The 18,278-nt window shown below is 51.4% G+C and carries 15 protein-coding genes and 1 riboswitch; of the genes, 4 read left to right on the top strand and 11 right to left on the bottom strand.

Features of this window, described 5'->3' with window-relative positions:
• Nucleotides 1–17: 17 nt before the first annotated feature.
• Nucleotides 18–803: a sugar phosphate isomerase/epimerase gene (locus OLM33_05475; GenBank protein MCW1713122.1), complete on the top strand. Its 786-nt coding sequence runs from the start codon at nucleotides 18–20 to the stop codon at nucleotides 801–803.
• Nucleotides 804–938: 135 nt separating this feature from the next.
• On the opposite strand, the gene feoB is transcribed toward OLM33_05475, so the two are convergent.
• From feoB to OLM33_05460, 3 genes are all read right to left on the bottom strand, one after another.
• A complete protein-coding gene (gene feoB / locus OLM33_05470) occupies nucleotides 939–3,128 on the bottom strand; it encodes a ferrous iron transport protein B (protein MCW1713121.1) in 2,190 nt (729 codons plus the stop codon).
• A 94-nt stretch (nucleotides 3,129–3,222) separates the two neighbouring features.
• A complete protein-coding gene (locus OLM33_05465) occupies nucleotides 3,223–3,444 on the bottom strand; it encodes a ferrous iron transport protein A (GenBank protein MCW1713120.1) in 222 nt (73 codons plus the stop codon).
• A 17-nt stretch (nucleotides 3,445–3,461) separates the two neighbouring features.
• The gene (locus OLM33_05460; GenBank protein ID MCW1713119.1) at nucleotides 3,462–3,671 is read right to left on the bottom strand and encodes a ferrous iron transport protein A; all 210 of its coding nucleotides are present in this window, start codon (nucleotides 3,669–3,671) and stop codon (nucleotides 3,462–3,464) included.
• A 174-nt stretch (nucleotides 3,672–3,845) separates the two neighbouring features.
• Nucleotides 3,846–4,007, top strand: a riboswitch (cobalamin riboswitch).
• A 204-nt stretch (nucleotides 4,008–4,211) separates the two neighbouring features.
• Here OLM33_05460 and OLM33_05455 point away from each other — a divergent pair.
• The 3 genes from OLM33_05455 to OLM33_05445 all read left to right on the top strand — a co-directional run bounded on the left by OLM33_05455 (nucleotide 4,212) and on the right by OLM33_05445 (nucleotide 7,840).
• Entirely contained in the window at nucleotides 4,212–6,167 is a 1,956-nt protein-coding gene (locus OLM33_05455) for a TonB-dependent receptor (protein MCW1713118.1), read from the top strand.
• 135 nt (nucleotides 6,168–6,302) lie between these two features.
• A complete protein-coding gene (locus OLM33_05450) occupies nucleotides 6,303–7,097 on the top strand; it encodes an amidohydrolase family protein (protein MCW1713117.1) in 795 nt (264 codons plus the stop codon).
• Nucleotides 7,098–7,159: 62 nt separating this feature from the next.
• Nucleotides 7,160–7,840, top strand: coding sequence for a Crp/Fnr family transcriptional regulator (locus OLM33_05445; GenBank protein MCW1713116.1), 681 nt, complete (start codon nucleotides 7,160–7,162; stop codon nucleotides 7,838–7,840).
• A 3-nt stretch (nucleotides 7,841–7,843) separates the two neighbouring features.
• Here the strand turns inward: OLM33_05445 and OLM33_05440 are convergent, their stop codons facing one another.
• The 8 genes from OLM33_05440 to OLM33_05405 all read right to left on the bottom strand — a co-directional run bounded on the left by OLM33_05440 (nucleotide 7,844) and on the right by OLM33_05405 (nucleotide 18,227).
• On the bottom strand, nucleotides 7,844–8,431 hold the full coding sequence (locus OLM33_05440) for a 4Fe-4S binding protein (GenBank protein MCW1713115.1): 588 nt from the start codon (nucleotides 8,429–8,431) through the stop codon (nucleotides 7,844–7,846).
• Nucleotides 8,428–8,637: a 4Fe-4S binding protein gene (locus tag OLM33_05435; protein ID MCW1713114.1), complete on the bottom strand. Its 210-nt coding sequence runs from the start codon at nucleotides 8,635–8,637 to the stop codon at nucleotides 8,428–8,430. Before OLM33_05435 ends, OLM33_05440 begins: the two co-directional genes overlap by 4 nt.
• A 166-nt stretch (nucleotides 8,638–8,803) precedes the next feature.
• Nucleotides 8,804–9,775, bottom strand: coding sequence for a formimidoylglutamase (locus OLM33_05430; protein ID MCW1713113.1), 972 nt, complete (start codon nucleotides 9,773–9,775; stop codon nucleotides 8,804–8,806).
• A 237-nt stretch (nucleotides 9,776–10,012) separates the two neighbouring features.
• Nucleotides 10,013–11,668, bottom strand: a complete 1,656-nt coding sequence (locus OLM33_05425; GenBank protein ID MCW1713112.1) for a diguanylate cyclase — start codon at nucleotides 11,666–11,668, stop codon at nucleotides 10,013–10,015.
• 162 nt (nucleotides 11,669–11,830) lie between these two features.
• A complete protein-coding gene (gene gpmA, locus OLM33_05420; GenBank protein MCW1713111.1) occupies nucleotides 11,831–12,577 on the bottom strand; it encodes a 2,3-diphosphoglycerate-dependent phosphoglycerate mutase in 747 nt (248 codons plus the stop codon).
• Nucleotides 12,578–12,589: 12 nt separating this feature from the next.
• A complete protein-coding gene (locus OLM33_05415) occupies nucleotides 12,590–13,810 on the bottom strand; it encodes an efflux RND transporter periplasmic adaptor subunit (GenBank protein MCW1713110.1) in 1,221 nt (406 codons plus the stop codon).
• A complete protein-coding gene (locus OLM33_05410; protein ID MCW1713109.1) occupies nucleotides 13,807–15,111 on the bottom strand; it encodes a TolC family protein in 1,305 nt (434 codons plus the stop codon). Before OLM33_05410 ends, OLM33_05415 begins: the two co-directional genes overlap by 4 nt.
• A 20-nt stretch (nucleotides 15,112–15,131) precedes the next feature.
• Nucleotides 15,132–18,227: an efflux RND transporter permease subunit gene (locus OLM33_05405; GenBank protein MCW1713108.1), complete on the bottom strand. Its 3,096-nt coding sequence runs from the start codon at nucleotides 18,225–18,227 to the stop codon at nucleotides 15,132–15,134.
• Nucleotides 18,228–18,278: the final 51 nt, after the last annotated feature.

The following is an 18,278-nucleotide window of genomic DNA, read 5'->3' as shown; positions in this document are numbered from 1 at the left end:
AAGAATGGTGGATATTGATGATAAGAAGAGCTCTTGAGGGCAACGGTTTGCGCCTGGGCGGAACATCATGGGTGATCCCCGGGACCTTTGCCGACAATCTTCGCTACCTCTCAAATGAAGTCAGCGATATGGAAATCGTCCTATTCGATACCCCGGAACACTCCAACATGCCTGCAAAGGATGAAGTCCGCGCCCTGAAGGACCTCTGCGGCGAGCTGGGAATGTCCTGCACGGTGCATTTCCCTGCCGACATATGCGTATATGCCCCGACTGAAGTGTTGAGAGAAAGGGAAGAGAAGTGCCTCAGGACCCTGGATCTTTTTGAGGATCTCGATCCATTTGCGTGGATACTGCACATAGTTGGTGAGAAGAGGGGCGATCCGCCAAGCCCCGATATAGACGCCTGGATCGAAAAAAGCCTGATTTCGGCAGAAAAGATCGCTTCTGCTGCAGACGACAGGAGAAAGATATGCATGGAAACGCTGGGCTTCGATCCGCGCTATATCGAGCACCTCGCAGATTCCGCGGGGACTTCGATATGCCTTGATGTCGGACATCTGATAAAATGCGGGCGTCCCGTACATGAGACGACGCTAAGGTCAGCAGCTGCCGTAAAGGTAATCCATGTCCACGGAGTGATGCCGGACGGTACCGATCACAGGGACCTCTCATACATGGATCCCGAGCTTTTCAGATCGGTAAGCGGAATGATGTCAGGGGGAGAAGATAGGGTAATGACCCTGGAAGTGTTCGAAGGAGACTATGACCGGTCTCTCAGCGTTTTGAAAAAGATGCGGGCCTGAAAACGGTATTCCCGCCACTGCTTCTTTAGGGTAAAAGAGAGCTTCGTGGGACGGTGAAATCCCACGAAGCGGAGGAAGGAGAGTATCTTAATTGCGTGCGGAACTGTAAGGAGGTGCAGTCCCGCACCCGGCAAGTTATTTTGAATGGCCTGCCTTTGCCGCGCCGCAGCCTGCACATCCGCCGCCGCACCCTGACCCGCAGCCGCATTTTCCTGAAATGCTGTTTTTGATGATCCTGTAGAGCGAGAGCCCCATAGCAATTATTACCAAAGATCCCAATATCGCTGTTGTCATTCCGCTCAAGTCCTTTCCTTCAAATATTATGCCGCCGACCTGGTAAATCAGCATTGAGAGCAGGTAGGCAAGTCCTGTCTGCCAGGCGATCGCAAACAATGTCCACTTCCATGAACGCATCTCGCTTCTTATCGCCCCGAGCGCCGCGAAGCACGGGGGGGCAAGAAGGGTGAAGACCATGAAAGCGTAGGCACTCACGGGGGTGAATATCCGGGATATTTGTGAGACAAGCACCGGATCGTCTTCGAGAACTTCACCGACCCCCAGCAGGACGCCGTAAGTCGATACTACCGCCTCTTTTGCAAGGAAGCCCGTAACAACAGCCACTGACGACTGCCAGTTGCCGAACCCTAGAGGCCTGAATACGGGCGACATAAAGCTGCCTATGGATGCCAGTATGCTTTCGTCAGGCTCCACCATCTGCAGTGACCAGCTGAATGCCTGGAGGAACCAGATCAGTCCCGCCGCAAAGAATATTATTGTCCCTGCTTTTACTATGAATGCCCTGGCCCGCTCCCACATGTGGATGAACACACCTTTCGGCTTCGGCATCCGGTAGGATGGAAGTTCCATTACGAAGGGCGCCGGTTCTCCGCCGAAGAGATCCGTCTTCTTCAGGAGTACCCCTGAAACTATGACCATGCTGATCCCTATCATGTACATCGAAGGTGCCACCCACGAACTTTCCGGGAAAAAGGAGGCGGCAAAGAGTGCGAAAACAGGCAGCTTTGCGCCGCATGGCACGAAGGGTGTGAGCATTATAGTCAGCCTCCGGTCCGATTCGTTCTCAATGGTCCTTGAAGCCATGATGCCCGGGACCGAACAGCCGGTCCCCACAAGCATGGGAATAAAGGATTTTCCAGAGAGGCCGAACTGGCGGAATATCCTGTCCATAATGAAGGCTACCCTGGCCATGTACCCGCAGTCCTCCAGCAAGGATATGAAGAGGAACAGGATCATCAGCTGCGGAACGAATCCAAGAACTGCTCCGACTCCGCCGATGATGCCGTCTGTCACCAGCGCATGCAGCCACTCTGCGGCATTTCCGGAAATAAGCATGGCAGATACACTCTCGGAGATCCCTCCGAAAAGTTCCTCTGTCCACCCGATGGTCATATCCCCAAGAGTCTGTATCGAAACATAATAGATGCCCCACATTATCATGAAAAAAATGGGGAGACCCAGAAGCCTGTTGGTAAGCACCATGTCTATCCTGTCGGATATGGAAAGCGACCCCGTTCCCCTTTTAATAAGGGTTCCTTCGAGGATGCAGTCTATGTACCTGTAGCGTTCGTTGGCTATGATGCTCTCGGAGTCGTCGTCAAGTTTTTCCTCGCAGAGACCTATCAGCCTGTCGATCCGTTCAATGTCCTCTTCGCAGAGTGGAAGCCTGCCGCGGAGTATGGGGTCCCTGCTGAAGAGGTTGACCGAGAGCCACCTTTCCGGCATCCCTTCAGTATGCCTTGACGCCCTCTCTCTTATAAGTTCAAGCGTATCCTCTGCATCGCTGCCGAAAAGGGGGCGTTTTACCGGTCTCTCCTTCAGGGTGGCCACTTCGAGGATGCTTTTGACGAGTTCCCCGATGCCGGTGCCCTCGGATGCCGATGTCTTTACTACCCTGCATCCCAGACGTTCCGAAAGTTTGACTTCATCGATCATTATCCCGGCCTTTTCTGCTGCGTCCGTCATATTAAGTGCGACTATTACGGGTATCTCCATCTCCAGAAGCTCCGTTGTCAGGTAGAGGCTTCTCTCGATATTTGTAGAATCAACGATGTTTATTACTGCGTCGGGCCTTCCGTTTGTCAGGAATTCCCGTGTGATCCGCTCCTCAAGGGTGTACGGAGAGAGCGAATAAACTCCGGGGAGGTCGACCAGAAGAGCATCCTCGTGTCCCCTGACCGCACCTTCTTTTTTTTCTACCGTCACACCCGGCCAGTTGCCTACATATTGGGTGCTTCCTGTTACAGCGTTGAACATAGTAGTCTTTCCGCTGTTCGGGTTTCCTATAAGTGCTATTTTGAGTCCCATAAGCCGACCTCCGTTAGTTAGCATTAGCTAACTGGTATGTTTTAAAAAAATGGGGTCCTTGCCCCCGTCACTGACTGTAAATTACCGACTGTTTCTATTCGACCTCAATGATCTCCGCGTCGGCCTTTCTGAGCGAGAGCTCGTATCCTCTGACTGTGATCTCAACGGGGTCACCGAGCGGAGCTACCTTTCTGACAATAAGTTCCGTCCCCTTTGTTATGCCCATATCCATTATCCTTCTCTTAAGCGGTCCCGTGCCGTTTATGCCTTTCACTCTGACTCTCTCGCCGCAGCCGGTATCCCTGAGTACTTTCATATGGATCCCTCCGTTTTCTATATGTGTATCCGGTCAGCCAGTTTCCTGCTGATCGCGATCCTTGTTCCCCTGACCCCAAGTATGACGTTGTCGCCTGCAGAAGAGATCATTGTGACACAGCCTCCGGGTACAAGCCCCAGGCTCTCGAGGAAGCGTCTTGTATCATCTCGTCCGGTGATCCTTTTGACACAGCCTTGCATTCCGGGTGACAAGAAATTGACTGGCATACCGATCCCTCCAACATAGTAGTTAGCTATCGATAATTAGCCATTGCTAACCATAGTGAATTTTAACACTCCTTTGGAAAAAATGTCAACAGGCATTTATGAAAGATTTTTTTCCGGGATCTTCGACCTGCTTGACATTGCCCCGGACATGGGGTAAAACTTACTGACAAATGAATAGCGTCATGGAATTTCAGTCAAGGGAATCCGGTCAGATGCCGGAGCAGCCCCGCTACTGTGACCGGGACGAAACCGTAACAAGCCACTGTCTGAGGACGGGAAGGCACGGGAGTAGGATGAACGGGAGCCAGGAGACCTGCTGAAAGACCGAATTGTTGATCATCGCGTGGGCGAGAGGCGGCAAACCATATGTCTGCAGGAAGACCTGCCATACATTAAATGTTTGTCACAGAGGGGTCCCCGATATCAAGGGGATCCCTCTTTTTTGGGAGGAGTACTGGAGGAGTGAGGCATCAGGGAAGATTAGAGAGAAAACATCCGGTCATATAACCAGGCATAGTTTTTTAAAAAGGAGTGTTGAAAGTGTTCAGTAAGATCAGAAAGTACAGCCTTATACCCATGGTCGTGTTTATAATGGCATCTTCCTCTGCCGCTTTTGCCGAGACATCGGCAGAGGCCGTCAGCGGCGATAAGAAAGAAGAGGTGCAGGAGGTAGCCAGGGTCGAGGTCACCGGATCGCGCCTGGCTGAGGACATCACTGAGGTCCCTGCCCCCGCCTATGTTATCACCAAAGAGGAGATAGAGATGAGCGGTGCCAGGAGCACCCAGGAAGTCCTCGACAGAGTGCCCGGGGTCAACGGCCTCAGAAACAGCTCCGCATCAGCTCTTGACAAGAGCGTAGTGGTAAGGGGGCTTACCACAGAGGTCCTGCTTCTTGTTGACGGAATACCCTTCAGGACTTCGAGCTACGGCACAGGGGTGTCGATGGGTTCACCTTTTGACTTGAGGACAGTACCGCTTGAGTCCATAGAGAGGATAGAGGTCGTTAAGGGTGCGAGTTCAGCGGTCTATGGATCCAACGCTGCGGGCGGTGTAATAAACATAATTACTAAAAAAGGTATGGAGAAGTCCGGAGGGAGCATCCTGATCGAAGGCGGGAACCATGGATGGTTCAGGGGCTCTGTCAGGGGAACGGCAGTCCTGAGCGATGATCTCAAAGTTACAGTCGGATATACCAAAACCAGTGAAAACACAGAAATAAATATCAGAAAAAGACCCGACGGTACATATGACAGGGCCACGGACTACAGTGGAGATGACTTCATATTTGGAATAGAGAAGGGGAAGTGGGCTTTTTTCGGGGCATGGGGGGATTTCAACTCAGACTGGGAGAATACATATAACTATGATCTTTCCACTGTTTACAAAAACACACAGGAAAACAAGTACCGGCGTTTTGCAATTACATATGCTGATGAAGTGAACACCGGCAAAATATACTATAACGAAAATGAGAAGGATTATTCCTTTTATTCAGACCCTCTCTACGTAAGCAGTTACGATTACAGGGATAGTTCGATGGGCCTCATGTTCAACCGAAAGCAGGATATATTTGGCCTGACAGGGATCTGGGGCTTTGAATGGCGCAGGGAAGAGTCAGAGTATAAGGGACTTTCAAATTCTTATGGCTGGATAACGGAAGACACCCCTTACGACCTGAAAAGGGATGGATTCTCACCATACTTTGAGGTTTCGGTACCGATTGGAGAAATGGGGCTTGATATAGGACTCAGGTACGAACACTGGAACGTTGACGAGAGCGAGGATGTAAATGAACTGATCCCGAGACTTTCATTAAACTGGGAGAGCCCTTCCGGTAAGATATGGTATCTGACAGCGGGAAGGTTCTTCGCCATGCCCAGTTTTTACCAGATATTCATGCCTGACAGGAATTACGGCACACCAAACCCCGATCTAAAGCCCGAGAAGGGCTGGACCTACGATATTGGCGTAAAAGATGAAAAGGCCGCTAACCCATGGAGCTTCGGCATATTCTACATGGATATGGAGGACAGGATAAAATACGAATCAGATCCGGTCACATGGGTAGGGCAGTACGTTAACCTTGACCAGTACAGGGCCTGGGGCATAGAGGCGGAGATGAAGTTCAATTTCCACGAGAACTGGAGCTACACACAGGGTATCTCCTGGACCGATGCCGACGAGAAGACCGAGGGCTCCGATGAATGGACAAGATCCAACATGCCAAGGCTGGATCTGATGGGAAGCCTCAACTATGCGAAGGGCCCATGGGCTGCGGAACTGAACGCCCACTACTACGGCGACAGGAACATTGACGGAGGCGTTTACAAAGATGACGGGATCTTCCTGATGAACGCATCCGTCTCATGGAAAGAGGGAGGCCATAAGGTGGTACTCTCCTGCACAAACATCTTTGACAGGGAGTTCGTGCTTGACGATCAGGGGTATATCAACCCCGAACGCAAGTTCATCCTCTCCTGGCAGTATGAATTCTAGAGAACAGAAACAATAGGTCATCCGTTCCTCCCAGAGGACTCCCGGACTGCACACCGGGAGTCCTCAACTTTTTTCTTCCATCACTGTTTTGTGATATAGTTTGGAAGAAATGAGGAAAGGCGGGATAGTGATCCCATGATAATAGATTTCCATACGCACATATTTCCGGACGGATTCGCCGACCGCGCGATGTCAGTTTTGTCAGCCAATGGCAATGTCGGATACGCGGCCCCTGCGACCTTGAACGGACTTGTTGCATCAATGGATGAGCGCGGGGTCGACAGGTCTGTTGTCCTTAACGTCGTCACAAAGGAGAGCCAGCATGAGAATGTCCTTAGCTTCGCGAAGGAGACAGATTCGGAGAGGGTCATAGCCTTCGGTTCTGTACTCCCAAGTTCGGTATATGCACTTGAGTATGTCTGGAAGATCTCCGACGAAGGACTCAGAGGCATCAAGTTCCATCCTGCGCTCCAGCGGATATATGCCGATGACGAACAGTACTTTCCGATATATGACCTTGCCCGTGCGCTTAACCTGATCGCAGTCTTCCACGTAGGTTTCGATTACTCGTTCCCTGACGAAATGAATGCCTCGCCTGAATCGATGATGAAAATAGCAAGGAATTTCCCAGGACTCAGGATCGTTGCGGCCCACTTAGGCGGACTGAAGATGGCAGACGAAGTACTCGAGGCGGTGGCAGGACAGGCGGACATCTATATGGACACGGCTTACTGCGCCGAACCCTGGCTGGACAGGGGAATGATGAAGGAGATCATACGGAAGCACGGGGCGGATAAAATACTGTTCGGCAGCGACTACCCATGGCACATGCCTTCTCAGGAAATATCACTGATCAGATCGCTTGATATATCGGAAGAGGAGAAAGAGATGATACTCGGGGGAAACGCCGGACGGCTGCTGGGGATATGACCGGAGAGGCCGGCATGCAGCAGTTTATGCAGACCGCACATTTTGGATTGGAGGTGTATGATTTGATCCACGATGGACCGCTGATATCCCTTATGGAAAAGAGCTTTTCTTTCTGGGACAAGCTTAGTGACCTTGAAAAAGAAGCTCTCAAGGGCAATGTATCTGACATAAAATACGAAAAGGGGACCTGCCTCGGCGGAAGTGATGATTCCTGCGCAGGTGTCTTCCTGATAAGATCAGGGACGCTAAGGGTATATATGCTTTCCGAGGATGGCAAGGACCTGACGCTTTTCCGCCTGGAGTCAGGCGATGTCTGTATCCTTTCTGCCTCATGTGTCCTGAAGCTAGTCCGTTTTGAAGTATTAATCGAGGCTGAAACAGAGTGCAGGATACTTGTGATAAACGCGCAATTCTTTTCCGAACTTGCGGAGAGGAACGTATGGGTCGAGAATTTTTCTTACAAAGTGGCTGCCCTCCGTTTCTCGGATGTCATGGATGCCATACAGCGGATCTTCTTCCTGAGTATCGACAAGAGGCTGGCAAACTTTCTGCTGGAAGAGATGGAGATAAAGGGGACTGATGTTATATCTCTGACGCATGAACAGATCGCCAGGTATATTGGCAGCGCCAGAGAAGTTGTCTCAAGGACGCTTAAGTCCTTCTACGTGATGGGGGCGGTCGAACTTTCCAGAGGCGGGATAAAAATAATCGATAAAAAGCTGCTTCAGAGCATGAGCAGGTGACTTTTACAGTTTCTCTCCTTCCTTTATTTTGCAAATAATCTGGGTAGCGGTGCCCATAGGGCAATATACGCACCAGGACCTGGGTTTAAAGATAAGCATGCTCAAAAGGCCAAGTATGAGTGACGTGAGCATGAGGCTGTAAAAACCATAGGCAAACTGTACTGTCCAGAGCGGAATGCCTTCCCCGGCCCTGTTTGCCCACTCCCATGGCACATCGAAGGTCCAGAAGAGTCTTACCGCTTCATTCAGGCTCCCGCTTCCCGAAAATACAGTCCATGTCGCAAAGAGCATGTTGATGAACATGACCATAAAGAACAGGAGAAATCCATAACGAAACCATTTGCTTTTCAAAAATGCCGGGAGGTCCATGTTGAGGGAGATCTTTTTCCTCGAGCCGAGAAGCGTAAAGAGCTGTCCCCTCCCGCAGTAGCTGTTGCAGAAGGTCTTCTCCCTGCCGGACATTGACATCAGTATGGGAATGACAAAGCAGATCATGCCCAGCCATGCGAACATTATGTTGAAGAAGCCAAGTGAGAAGTAGAAGAGAGAGGAGATCCACATTTTGTCCTTCCAGCTCCTGCTCACGCTCATTCCAAAACCCCCATTGTTATTGCGGAGGGAGGGCAGATCCTTTCACATTTGGAGCATCCGATGCACTTATTCGGGTCCACATCAGCCCATATCCCCTTATATATGGAAATTGCGCTGATCGGGCATACGTTGACGCATGCGCCGCAGGCCACACAATCTTGGTGCAATACTCTTGCCTGTCTCCTTTTTTTGACTGATATCGCCATACGATCACATCCTATATCTGCTGTTCCCCTTTTTTATAACACGGAGAAGTCCTGTGGTCTGTGACCTGGTCACACGCGAACCGGAATAAAAAAAGAGGGTCATGAAATGATCCTCTCTGAACAGTTCAGGTAAATCTGTGGGGAATATTATTGTGTGCGAAGTTTATTATCTTTCGGAGAGGCCCCTGAGGAACCAGAAGATGGAGGATGCCGCAAGGGATGCCGTTCGGTGGTCCTGGTCCAACGGAGGGGAGACCTCCATTATGTCGAGGTACCGTATCTGCTGGCTTCTGCCTGCAAGGTAGGCTATCTTGTCCAGTTCGGGCGCCTTGAGTCCGCTCGGGTTGCTCGCTGATGCTCCCGGCGCCTCAGTGCTTCTGACGGCGTCTATGTCAAGGGAGAGTGCGACTGTACGACCTTTCTTGCTGACGATGCTGAGGGCCTGCAAAAAAGATTCCATCACCCGTTCCGAGACCTCTTTAAGGGTGAATACACTTCCTCCCTGCTTCTTTACCCAGTTGTAATAGTAGGGTGAGTTGTAAGGTTCCTGTATGGCGAATTCAACGAACGCGTTTCCCAACAGGGCTTTGTCCGGAAGCTGTGTAAGGGCCCTGTAGAAGGAAGTGCCGCTGTTTATGCCGTTCTCGTCCGTCCTGACGTCGAGGTGCGCGTCTACGTTTATCAGTCCCAGGGAGTCCTTTTTCAGTCCGGCGCCCTGCACCAGCCCTGCGACACCCGGATACGTGAGGTCGTGTCCCCCGCCTATTACCAGGGGGATCCCGCCCCTTGAGACTGCATCGGCCACAGCTTCCTGCAGGGCGAGGTGCACCTCTTCCAGGGTCAGCCCCTTTGTCGATATGTTCCCTGTATCTATGACCCTTATCCTGTCCAGGTCCATGTTGAATCCCGGAGTCAGTTTGTAAAGGCGCCGCCTGACGTCGTCGGGGCCTTTCGCTGCGCCGGGCCTGCCCTTGTTTGCCGTCACGCCCCTGTCTTCGGGGGCGCCTATGATGACCACATCGGAATCGCGAACGGCCGAGAGTTTGCCTCTGTGGATCAGTTCACCCAGCCGTCTGTCTTTTGGGTCGTTCCTGCTGTAAAAGAGGTCTCTGTCTGCCTTTTCGAGAATGTATACCATGTTTTTCCCTCCCCGACATGCGTCTGCATTGTATATTTTCAGATTCTATCCGTATGGAAGCTCCGTGCATAGTGCTTTTGGCTGATTGAAAAAAGTGTTGTAAAAAATCTCTGCTGTCCGGGTTACTGCAAATGAGTAAAGATGAAAAGCGTTTGGCAAGTTTGTCTTTTACTGTCTTTAAGTGCCGAAAATAGCAGACGGCAAACTTCTTTTGCCATCTGCTTTCCGTTGATATGATCAGGCCTCGTATACTGTGAAGCCGTTTTTGCCGCTCCTTTTAGTGGTGTAGAGAGCTTTATCTGCCTTTTCGTATAGTTCTCTGAAAGTCGTTCCGTCTGCGGGGAACCTGCTGCATCCGATGCTCATGGTTATATCGGGCAGGCTTTCCACAATGCAGGATGACCTTGCCGCGGCCTCTGCTATGTGCTCTGCTTTTTCCCTGATAACTGCAATGTCCTCAACGTGTCTTATGAAGACCATGAACTCATCACCGCCGATCCTCCCAACGATATCCATCTCCCTGAACGTTTTTTTAAGTTCGGCCGCGACTTCCTTTATCACTCTGTCGCCTGCCGCGTGTCCGAAATTGTCGTTTATCGATTTGAAGTTGTCGATGTCCATGATCAAGACCGCATGTGCGTCGGTATCGGTACTGTCGTCAAGTATCTTTGATATGAGTGTCTCCGTGGCTGCTTTGTTCAGTATGCCCGAAAGCTGGTCAACGTTTGATTTGTCCTCGTAATACTTGCTTTTCAATTTCTCATTGGACAGGACAACATTTAGAGTCTCTGCCATTTCGTTGAACGTAACGGCTATCTGTCCGAACTCATCGTCTCCCCTGTATTCGAACCTGGCTGATTGATCTCCTCTGCGATACCTCTCCATTGCGTCTGTCAGTTTAAGGAAAGGTCCTGAAAAATAGGAGGACAGGCGGGTGAAGATCATCGAGACCGCAATGATCACCGCGGCTGCGAAGATTGCGTTCCAAAGTATCATTTCGCGGAGGGGCGCCATTATCTCGTTCTCGTCTATCGAGAGGATCAGGCCCCATCCATTTTCTTCTATCCTTGAAAAATAGCCTATGTTATTTCCCCTTGATGTTTTGAACCTTACAAGCTCCGGCTTTTTCGGAGCTCCGTTTTCCCCTCCGGAAATATCTGAAGAACCTTCTGACAAGGGCTTTTCAAGGTAATTGCTTAAGGACTCTCCTCTGTAGAAATCAGGATCGCTCGTCGAGATTATCCTGTTGTTCCTGTCAACTACAGTTATAAGCCTTGTCTGGAATCTTTTGGTCAGCTCCGCCCTGTCCACCATTTTTTGGATAAAATCCGCAGAAAAGGAGAACCCAAGCGCTCCTCTGAAATTTCCATTATTGTAAAGGGGCATTATCATCGCGTAGAGGGGTACTTTGGTCATAAGCGGGATGTAGAAGGTGTCAGTCAGGTAATAGCCTTTTTTTTCTTTGGCCTTTTCGAGGGAGTTTTCCGGGAGGGGGTTTTTGCTGCCCATAAGCTGCTCGTTGCTGCTTGCTACAATGTATCCCTCTTTGTCCATCAGGGCGACTCCCATTACAAGTGCGGAAGCCCTTACTCTGGATTTGAAAACCTTAACGAGGTATTCCTTTGAATCCTTGTCCAGCTCCCGGAAATCTTTTCCTGATGCGAGTACTCTCTGCAGTGCCGGTCCTTCGAAAGTGGCGGCTATGTCTGTCCTGTTGGCATCAAGAATGTTGCTCAGTGAAGTCGATAATACGGCCGAAGTTGTCTGGAGGTTTCTGAGTACCAGATTTTTCTCGGTATTGTATGATCTGGTGATAAGGAAAACGGAGAGTATAAGGGGCGGTATTACAGAGCACAGTAGAAAGACAAGCCAAAACAGGCGCCGAAGTTTCAAAAAAACACCCTCTGTCGGTCGGTTATATGATCAGTGCCTCTGTTTCAACGATATTACCATATCTTTTTGAAAACCGCTTCAATTATTATTTAAATTAAAAAAGACCCCTTTTCCCGGAGGTAGAAGGGGCGCTGTTCTTCAAATAATATCGCTATTCCGCACTTACCTGCTCTTGCCCTGGTTTGCAACAGCGGCCTGGGCAGCTGCTATAGCGTCCTCATCGCCGAGGTAATAGTGCCTGATCGGTTTGAGCTCTTCGTCAAGTTCGTAGATGAGGGGGATGCCGGTGGGGATGTTGAGTTCCAGTATCTCTTTCTCCGATATTACGTCAAGGTACTTTACAAGTGCCCTGAGGCTGTTGCCGTGAGCCGCTATAACAAGTTTCTTGCCTGCCCTTATGTCCGGAGCGATGGTTTCTTTCCAGTACGGCACTACTCTTGCCACTGTGTCTTCAAGGCACTCTCCCTCAGGGAGCTCCTTTTCGGAAAGTCCGGCGTACCTGGGATCTTTCCCCGGGTACCTTTCATCGCTTTTATCGAGAAGGGGGGGGCGTGTGGCGTAGCTGCGCCTCCAGATCTTTACCTGTTCATCTCCGTACTTCGCGGCGGTCTCGGACTTGTTGAGCCCCTGGAGCCCTCCGTAGTGGCGTTCGTTAAGCTTCCATGAGTTCTCCACGGGGATCCACATGAGGTCCATTTCTTCAAGTACGCACCAGAGGGTCTTGATCGCTCTTTTTAGGACGGAGGTATAGGCCTTGTCGAAGACAAATCCCTTTTCCTTCAGTATTCTGCCCGCAGACTGTGCTTCCGTAAGTCCCTTTTCGGAAAGCGGCACGTCCGTCCATCCCGTAAACCTGTTCTCCCTGTTCCATTCGCTTTCCCCGTGCCTGAGCAAGACCACCTTGTACATTTCAGATGCCCCCTATTCAGATTTATCCTTGTTATTCTCTTCTCCGCCGACAGTTACGCTGTCTCCGTCGTTGAGAGTGCTTCCTCCGAAGATTATAACCCTCTCTCCCTCATTAAGTCCTCCTGTAATGTGTATCAGGGCCCCTTGCCTTACGCCGGTCGAAACTTCACGAAGCTTCGCGGTCCCATTTTCTTCAAGCAGGACATAGAACCCTTTTTCACTTTCGTGAAGGGCGTTCTCAGGTATCAAAACTGCGTTCGCTATTTCCCTCTCAATTATGGAAGCCTGGCCGAACATTCCCGGGCGGAGCCTTCCGCCCGTCTCCCTGTTGTCCAGCTCTATCTCGACGTTGCTCGTTCTTGTTGAGGGGTCTACATACTGGTCGATCCTCGTTACCTTACCGATGAACTCCTCAGCCGGCAATGCGTCAAACCTGAGGAAGACCGGCATTCCTGCTTTCACGGCGAAGATCTTGGATTCGGGAACTTTCAGCGTTGCCTTGAGCCTGCTGAGGTCGGCGATGTCAAGCAGGGGAGAGCTGGGCGATATCATCGCTCCCGTAGTGAGTGAGAAATCATCCAGCACTGTTCCGTCTATCGGGGCGACCATTATGTAATCCGCCTTTGCTGAGCTTACTCGCTCCAGCTCTGCGGCCGCCTGTTTCTCTTTGGCAAGTGCCGCATTGTAGGAAGCCCTTGCGCTTGTATAGGCGGTCTCTACGGAATCGTACTGCTGCTGCGTGCTGAAGCCCTCTTTGACAAGCCTTGCGTACCTGTCGAGGTTGGTCTTCGCGTTCATCATCTCAGCCCTTGCCCTCTCGGAATCTGCTTTCGCGGATGCCTCCTGTGCCCGGACCGAACCTATCAGGGCATCCTGCTGGTCGTGTTCAAGGGTGGCTATCGTCTGTCCCTTCTTCACGGTGTCACCCCGGAGCACATGGAGTTTTTCAAGCCTCCCCGTTACCCTCGGCAGGATCTTTACCCTGTCTACCGCGTCTATCGAAGTGTTCTGGATTATGCTCTCCCTGACGACCTTATCGGCTTTGACAGTCTGGACCTTGACCGCGGCAGGCTGAGATCCGTTGCTGTTCTGGGTTTTGGAAAATATTGCCTCCCTTCTGCTGTATATGCCAATAAAGGTCAGCAAAAGCACTGCCGCTCCGATTATCAGGAAAAGCCTCTTTCTTTCAGTGCCCTTTTTCTTAAAAAAGCCATTGTCGTTGTTGTTCGTCATGGTAGTCTTCTCTCCCCGGTCCATTGTATGACTGTCCCCTCTGTAACTTTCAGCGCAACTATCGCTATAAGGTGGTTGAACTGGGACCTGGCGTGATCCAGCCTTGCCGATGTGAGCGAAGTCTGTGCGTTCAGCAGGTCAAGCTGCGGAGTTACTCCTTCACGGAATCCCACCTCGGCGAGCCGCAGGGACTCCTTTGCCAGATCAAGGGCCTTTTCCGAAGCCTTAAGGTGGTGGAGGGTGCTTTCTGTCTCTGACCAGGCGATCTCCACCTCTGATTTTATGTCCAGTTCCTTCTGTTCAAGCGCAATTTTGTCCTGTTCAAGCACGGCGCCGGCCTTTATTGCGTTTCCCCTTGAGGTGTTCCTGTCGAAGATGGGCACAGTGACCGAGAGCTCGGCCCTCCAGGTGTCGTCCCCTCTATCTGTCTTCTGGTAGGGATCCAGATATCCTGCTGATGCGCCAAAGGTTATTTTAGGCCTGCTGCCGCTTTTTTCTATCAATATCTGGTTTTTCTGGTATTCCAGCTGTTCTTCAAGTTTCTTCAGGTCAGCCCTGTTGGCCTGAGCTCTTTCGAGGGAGAGCGGCCTGCCTCCTTCCGCTTCCGGGACGTTAAGTTCTCCCTTCACACCGACCCTTTTCTCGGGAGGGATGGCCATGTAATTCATAAGCGAGATATGGGCAGACTCATACAGCCCCTTTGCGGTGCTTAGGTTTGCCGTGTTCGTGGCGAGCTGCTGTCCTGCACGTATCACTTCAAGACTGTTGGCGAGCCCAAGCTCCCTCATCCTTCGGACCTCCCTGAGGTGCTGTTCGGATGTACTGACAGCTGACTCCTCGGCCTTTATCCTCTCACACTGCAGAAGCACGTTGTAGAACCTTGCGTAGAGTTCTCCCACAGCATTGTTCTCGCCGTCTGCTATTATCATCTCCGCCATGTTCTTTACCTGTTTTGACTGGTCTCTTATCGCGGAATTTTTGCCTCCGGAGTAGATCGTCTGCTCAAGCGTCACCCCGGCAGTTTTGTTGTCGTTTCTTTCTCCGTCATTAGTAGTACTCTCCTTCTGCCTGTCCAGGCCGGCGTTGGCGGTGATGCTCGGGAGGAGAGTCCCGTCGGCCTGTATCTTGAACGCGTATGCCTTTATTGTCTCCTGCCTGAGTAATCTAAGGCCTGAATTGTTCTTCAGGGTGAGTTCGACAGCCCCGTGTATGTCGATAAGCCCGTCATCAGCTCCGGCAGGCAGTGTCCGGCAGAGCAGCGCCAAAACCATTATCATTAGGATGGTTGCCTTTTTTTTCATAATTCTCTATGTCACTCCCCCTATTTGGAGTTAAGCGTCCTGGACTGTGCGGACCTGTTGAATCGCCTGTAGGCGCGGTATCTTTTTATTCCCGCCATCGCCCTGTCCTTTATGTCGTCGAGCATGAGATAGACGACAGGAATGACGATAAGAGTAAGCATGGTAGATGTAAAAAGGCCTCCGATGACCGCCACGGACATCGGCTGACGGGTCTCGCCGCCCTCGCTCAGCGCCAGCGCCACTGGCAGGGAGCCGAACATTGTCGAAACTGTGGTCATCAGTATGGCCCTCAGTCTCAGCGGCCCTGCCTGCAGAACAGCCTCCGTCTTCTCCACGCCTCTGGCCCTTAGCTGATTTATGAAGTCCACAAGCAGTATCGCGTTGTTGACCACGACGCCGACAAGAAGGATTATGCCCATGAAGCTCATCACGCTTATCCTGAGGCCTGCCAGTGCGAGCAGTCCGAAAGAGCCTGCAGTCATCAGCGGAAGGGAGAACATGACCGTGAAGGGATGGATAAAGGATTCAAACTGTATCGCCATGACCATGTATACCAGTATTATCGCGAAGACCAGAGCTATGGACATGTAGTAGAAGCTCTCTTTCATGTACTCTGAATCCCCGGCGGGGGTAATGGTGAACCTGCCGTCCTGAGGCGCAAACTTCCGGAATACTTCCTCCATTATGAGGATGCCTTCGCCCGGTGATATCCCTTCGACATTAGCCCCGATCTGGAGGGAGCGCTGCCTGTTGTACCTCTTTATGACGTTGGGCGACATGCCTACGGAACTGCTTACGAGGCCTTCTGCCCTTATTATCTGGCCGTCATTTGTCCTGACCAGAGTGTTTTTCAGTTTTTCGGGATCGTCCCTTCCTATCGCTTCAGCCCGGACTCTTATGTCATACCTGTATCCATCCTGGTTGAAAGAACCTGCCCTGTCTCCGCCGAACCATGTCATAAGTTCGTCGGAGAGGTCCCTTATGTTGATGTTCAGGTCATCCGCCAGAGCACGGTTCAGCGCAAGGTTTATCCTGGGCTTGTTCATCTGCAGGTCTGTCGTTATGTCGACAAGCCCTCTGGCGTTATCTGCCAGGTCTTTCTTTATCAGTTCCCCGATCTCTGCCAGGGATTCGCTTGTGGGTCCCTGGATCACGAGTGTGATGTCAGAACCTCCCCATGTTCCCATTTTGAAGTCCACATCCCTGAAGACGGAGAGTTTGTTTCGAAGCTGCCTCATGACTGTGCCTGCAGCCGGCCTGCTCCCCCTGTCTATCAGCTCCATATTTATGGATGCCTTGTAGACCTCCTCGCCTCCGCCGCTTCCCACTATACCGTAAGTATAAGCGACCCTCTCGTCCGCCTGTATGACGTCGACCATGTCTCTTACGACGCTTTCGGTCATCTCAAGGGATGAATCGGCAGGCAGTTCTATCTGCACCCTCAGCCGCCCCTGGTCCTCGCTTGGGAAAAATTCTGTTCCGAGTGTTGTTGCAAATCCTATGCCCAGCATGAAAAGCCCCAGACCCGCGATCAAAATGGTTTTACGGTGTGTTACGGCATATTTGAGCGACCCTGAGTATTTATCCTCAAGCCATAAGAATGGTTTTTCCAGCCTCTGCTGCAGGGGGCCGTCGATCTTCTTCCCCAGTATCCTGGAGCATAGATATGGTGTCAGAGTCAGGGATATGATGAGTGATATGCTTATCGTAGTAGCGACGGTAACTCCGAAGGAATTGAAAAATCGCCCCATTATCCCTCCCATGAAAGCAACGGGCACAAATACGGCAAGAGTCGTCGCAGCGCCCGCAATTACAGCGAAGGCTACTTCGCTACCGCCGTCCTGGGCCGCCCTGTAGGGGGTCTTGCCCATATCGCGGTGCCTGGTTATGTTTTCCATTACGACAGTTGTTGCGTCGACTACCATGCCGACAGCCAGGGAGAGCCCCATCATCGACATGTTGTTTATAGTGATGCCCATCCAGTAAAGCACAGAGAGGCTGCCGAGAAGACATACGGGTATCGTTATGACTGCGACTATCGTTGCCCTTATGGTTTTTAGGAAGATGAACATTATGATGGAGGTTAGGAGGACCGATGCTATGATGTCCCAGAAGACCCCGTTCATGGAGCGCATTATGAACTTGGCGTTGTCCTGCATCACCGCAAGGCTCGTCCCGGGAGGGGCAGTGCTGTTAAGTTCTTTTATCCTCTCGTTTACCAGCCGGGATAGAAGGACCTCGTTGGCGCCCTTCTGCTTGCGTATCTGCACCATGACAGTGGGCCTGCCCTCGTAAATTGCCCCGCTCCGCTTGTCCTCAAGGCCGTCTTCGATCCTCGCTATGTCCCTCAGCCTTATGACGGCGCCATTTCTTACCGCGACAGGCAGATACTCAAGCTCTGCCACGGATGAGTACTCTCCCTCAAGCCTTATCCCGTACTCCTTGGTCGGTGTCTCAATGCGCCCAGCCGGGAGCTCGACATGCTTCGTGTATATGGCGGATTTTATATCTTTTGTCGTAAGGTCGTAGGCTTCCAGGCTGTCGGTATTGATCCATATCCGTATCTCCCTGTCCCTGAAACCTGCAAGCTGGACGCCTCCGACGCCCTTGACGGTCTGGAGGCGTTCAGTCACGACCTTGTCAACATACCGGGCAAGGGTTTTCATGTCCGTCCTGCCGTCATTTTTGACGGCTACATTCATTATCGGCCTGTCGGCAGGATCGTATTTGTCGACCTGCGGGGTCTCAGCGTCATCCGGAAGTCTGCCTGCAGCCATGCTCACCTTTCCGCGTACGTCAGCCGCAGCGTCGTCGACGTCTCTGTCAAGGTCGAACTCTATGACTATCACGGAGCGCCCCTCGTAGCTGCTTGAACTCAGATTCTTTATGCCTTCTATCGTGTTTATCCTTGCTTCAAGCACGTCTGTTACATCATTGTCGATGATCGCTGGGCTTGCACCTTCCATTACCGTCCTGACTACGACTATGGGGAATTCCACGTTTGGCATCCGTTCAACGCCCATGTTCATGTATGAATAGGTGCCGAAGACTATCAGGGCTATGGTGCAGATGAGGACCGTTACAGGCCTGCGCAGTGACACTTCAATGATTTTCATTTATGGATTTCATCCTTATGTAAAGTTTTTACCGTACGGAGCATCGGTGCT

Source organism: Synergistaceae bacterium DZ-S4 (assembly GCA_025943965.1).
Classification (GTDB): Bacteria; Synergistota; Synergistia; order Synergistales; family Synergistaceae; genus Caenicola; species Caenicola nitritireducens.
The sequence above is the reverse complement of the archived record's forward strand: the minus strand, read 5'-3'. Positions and strand labels throughout refer to the sequence as shown.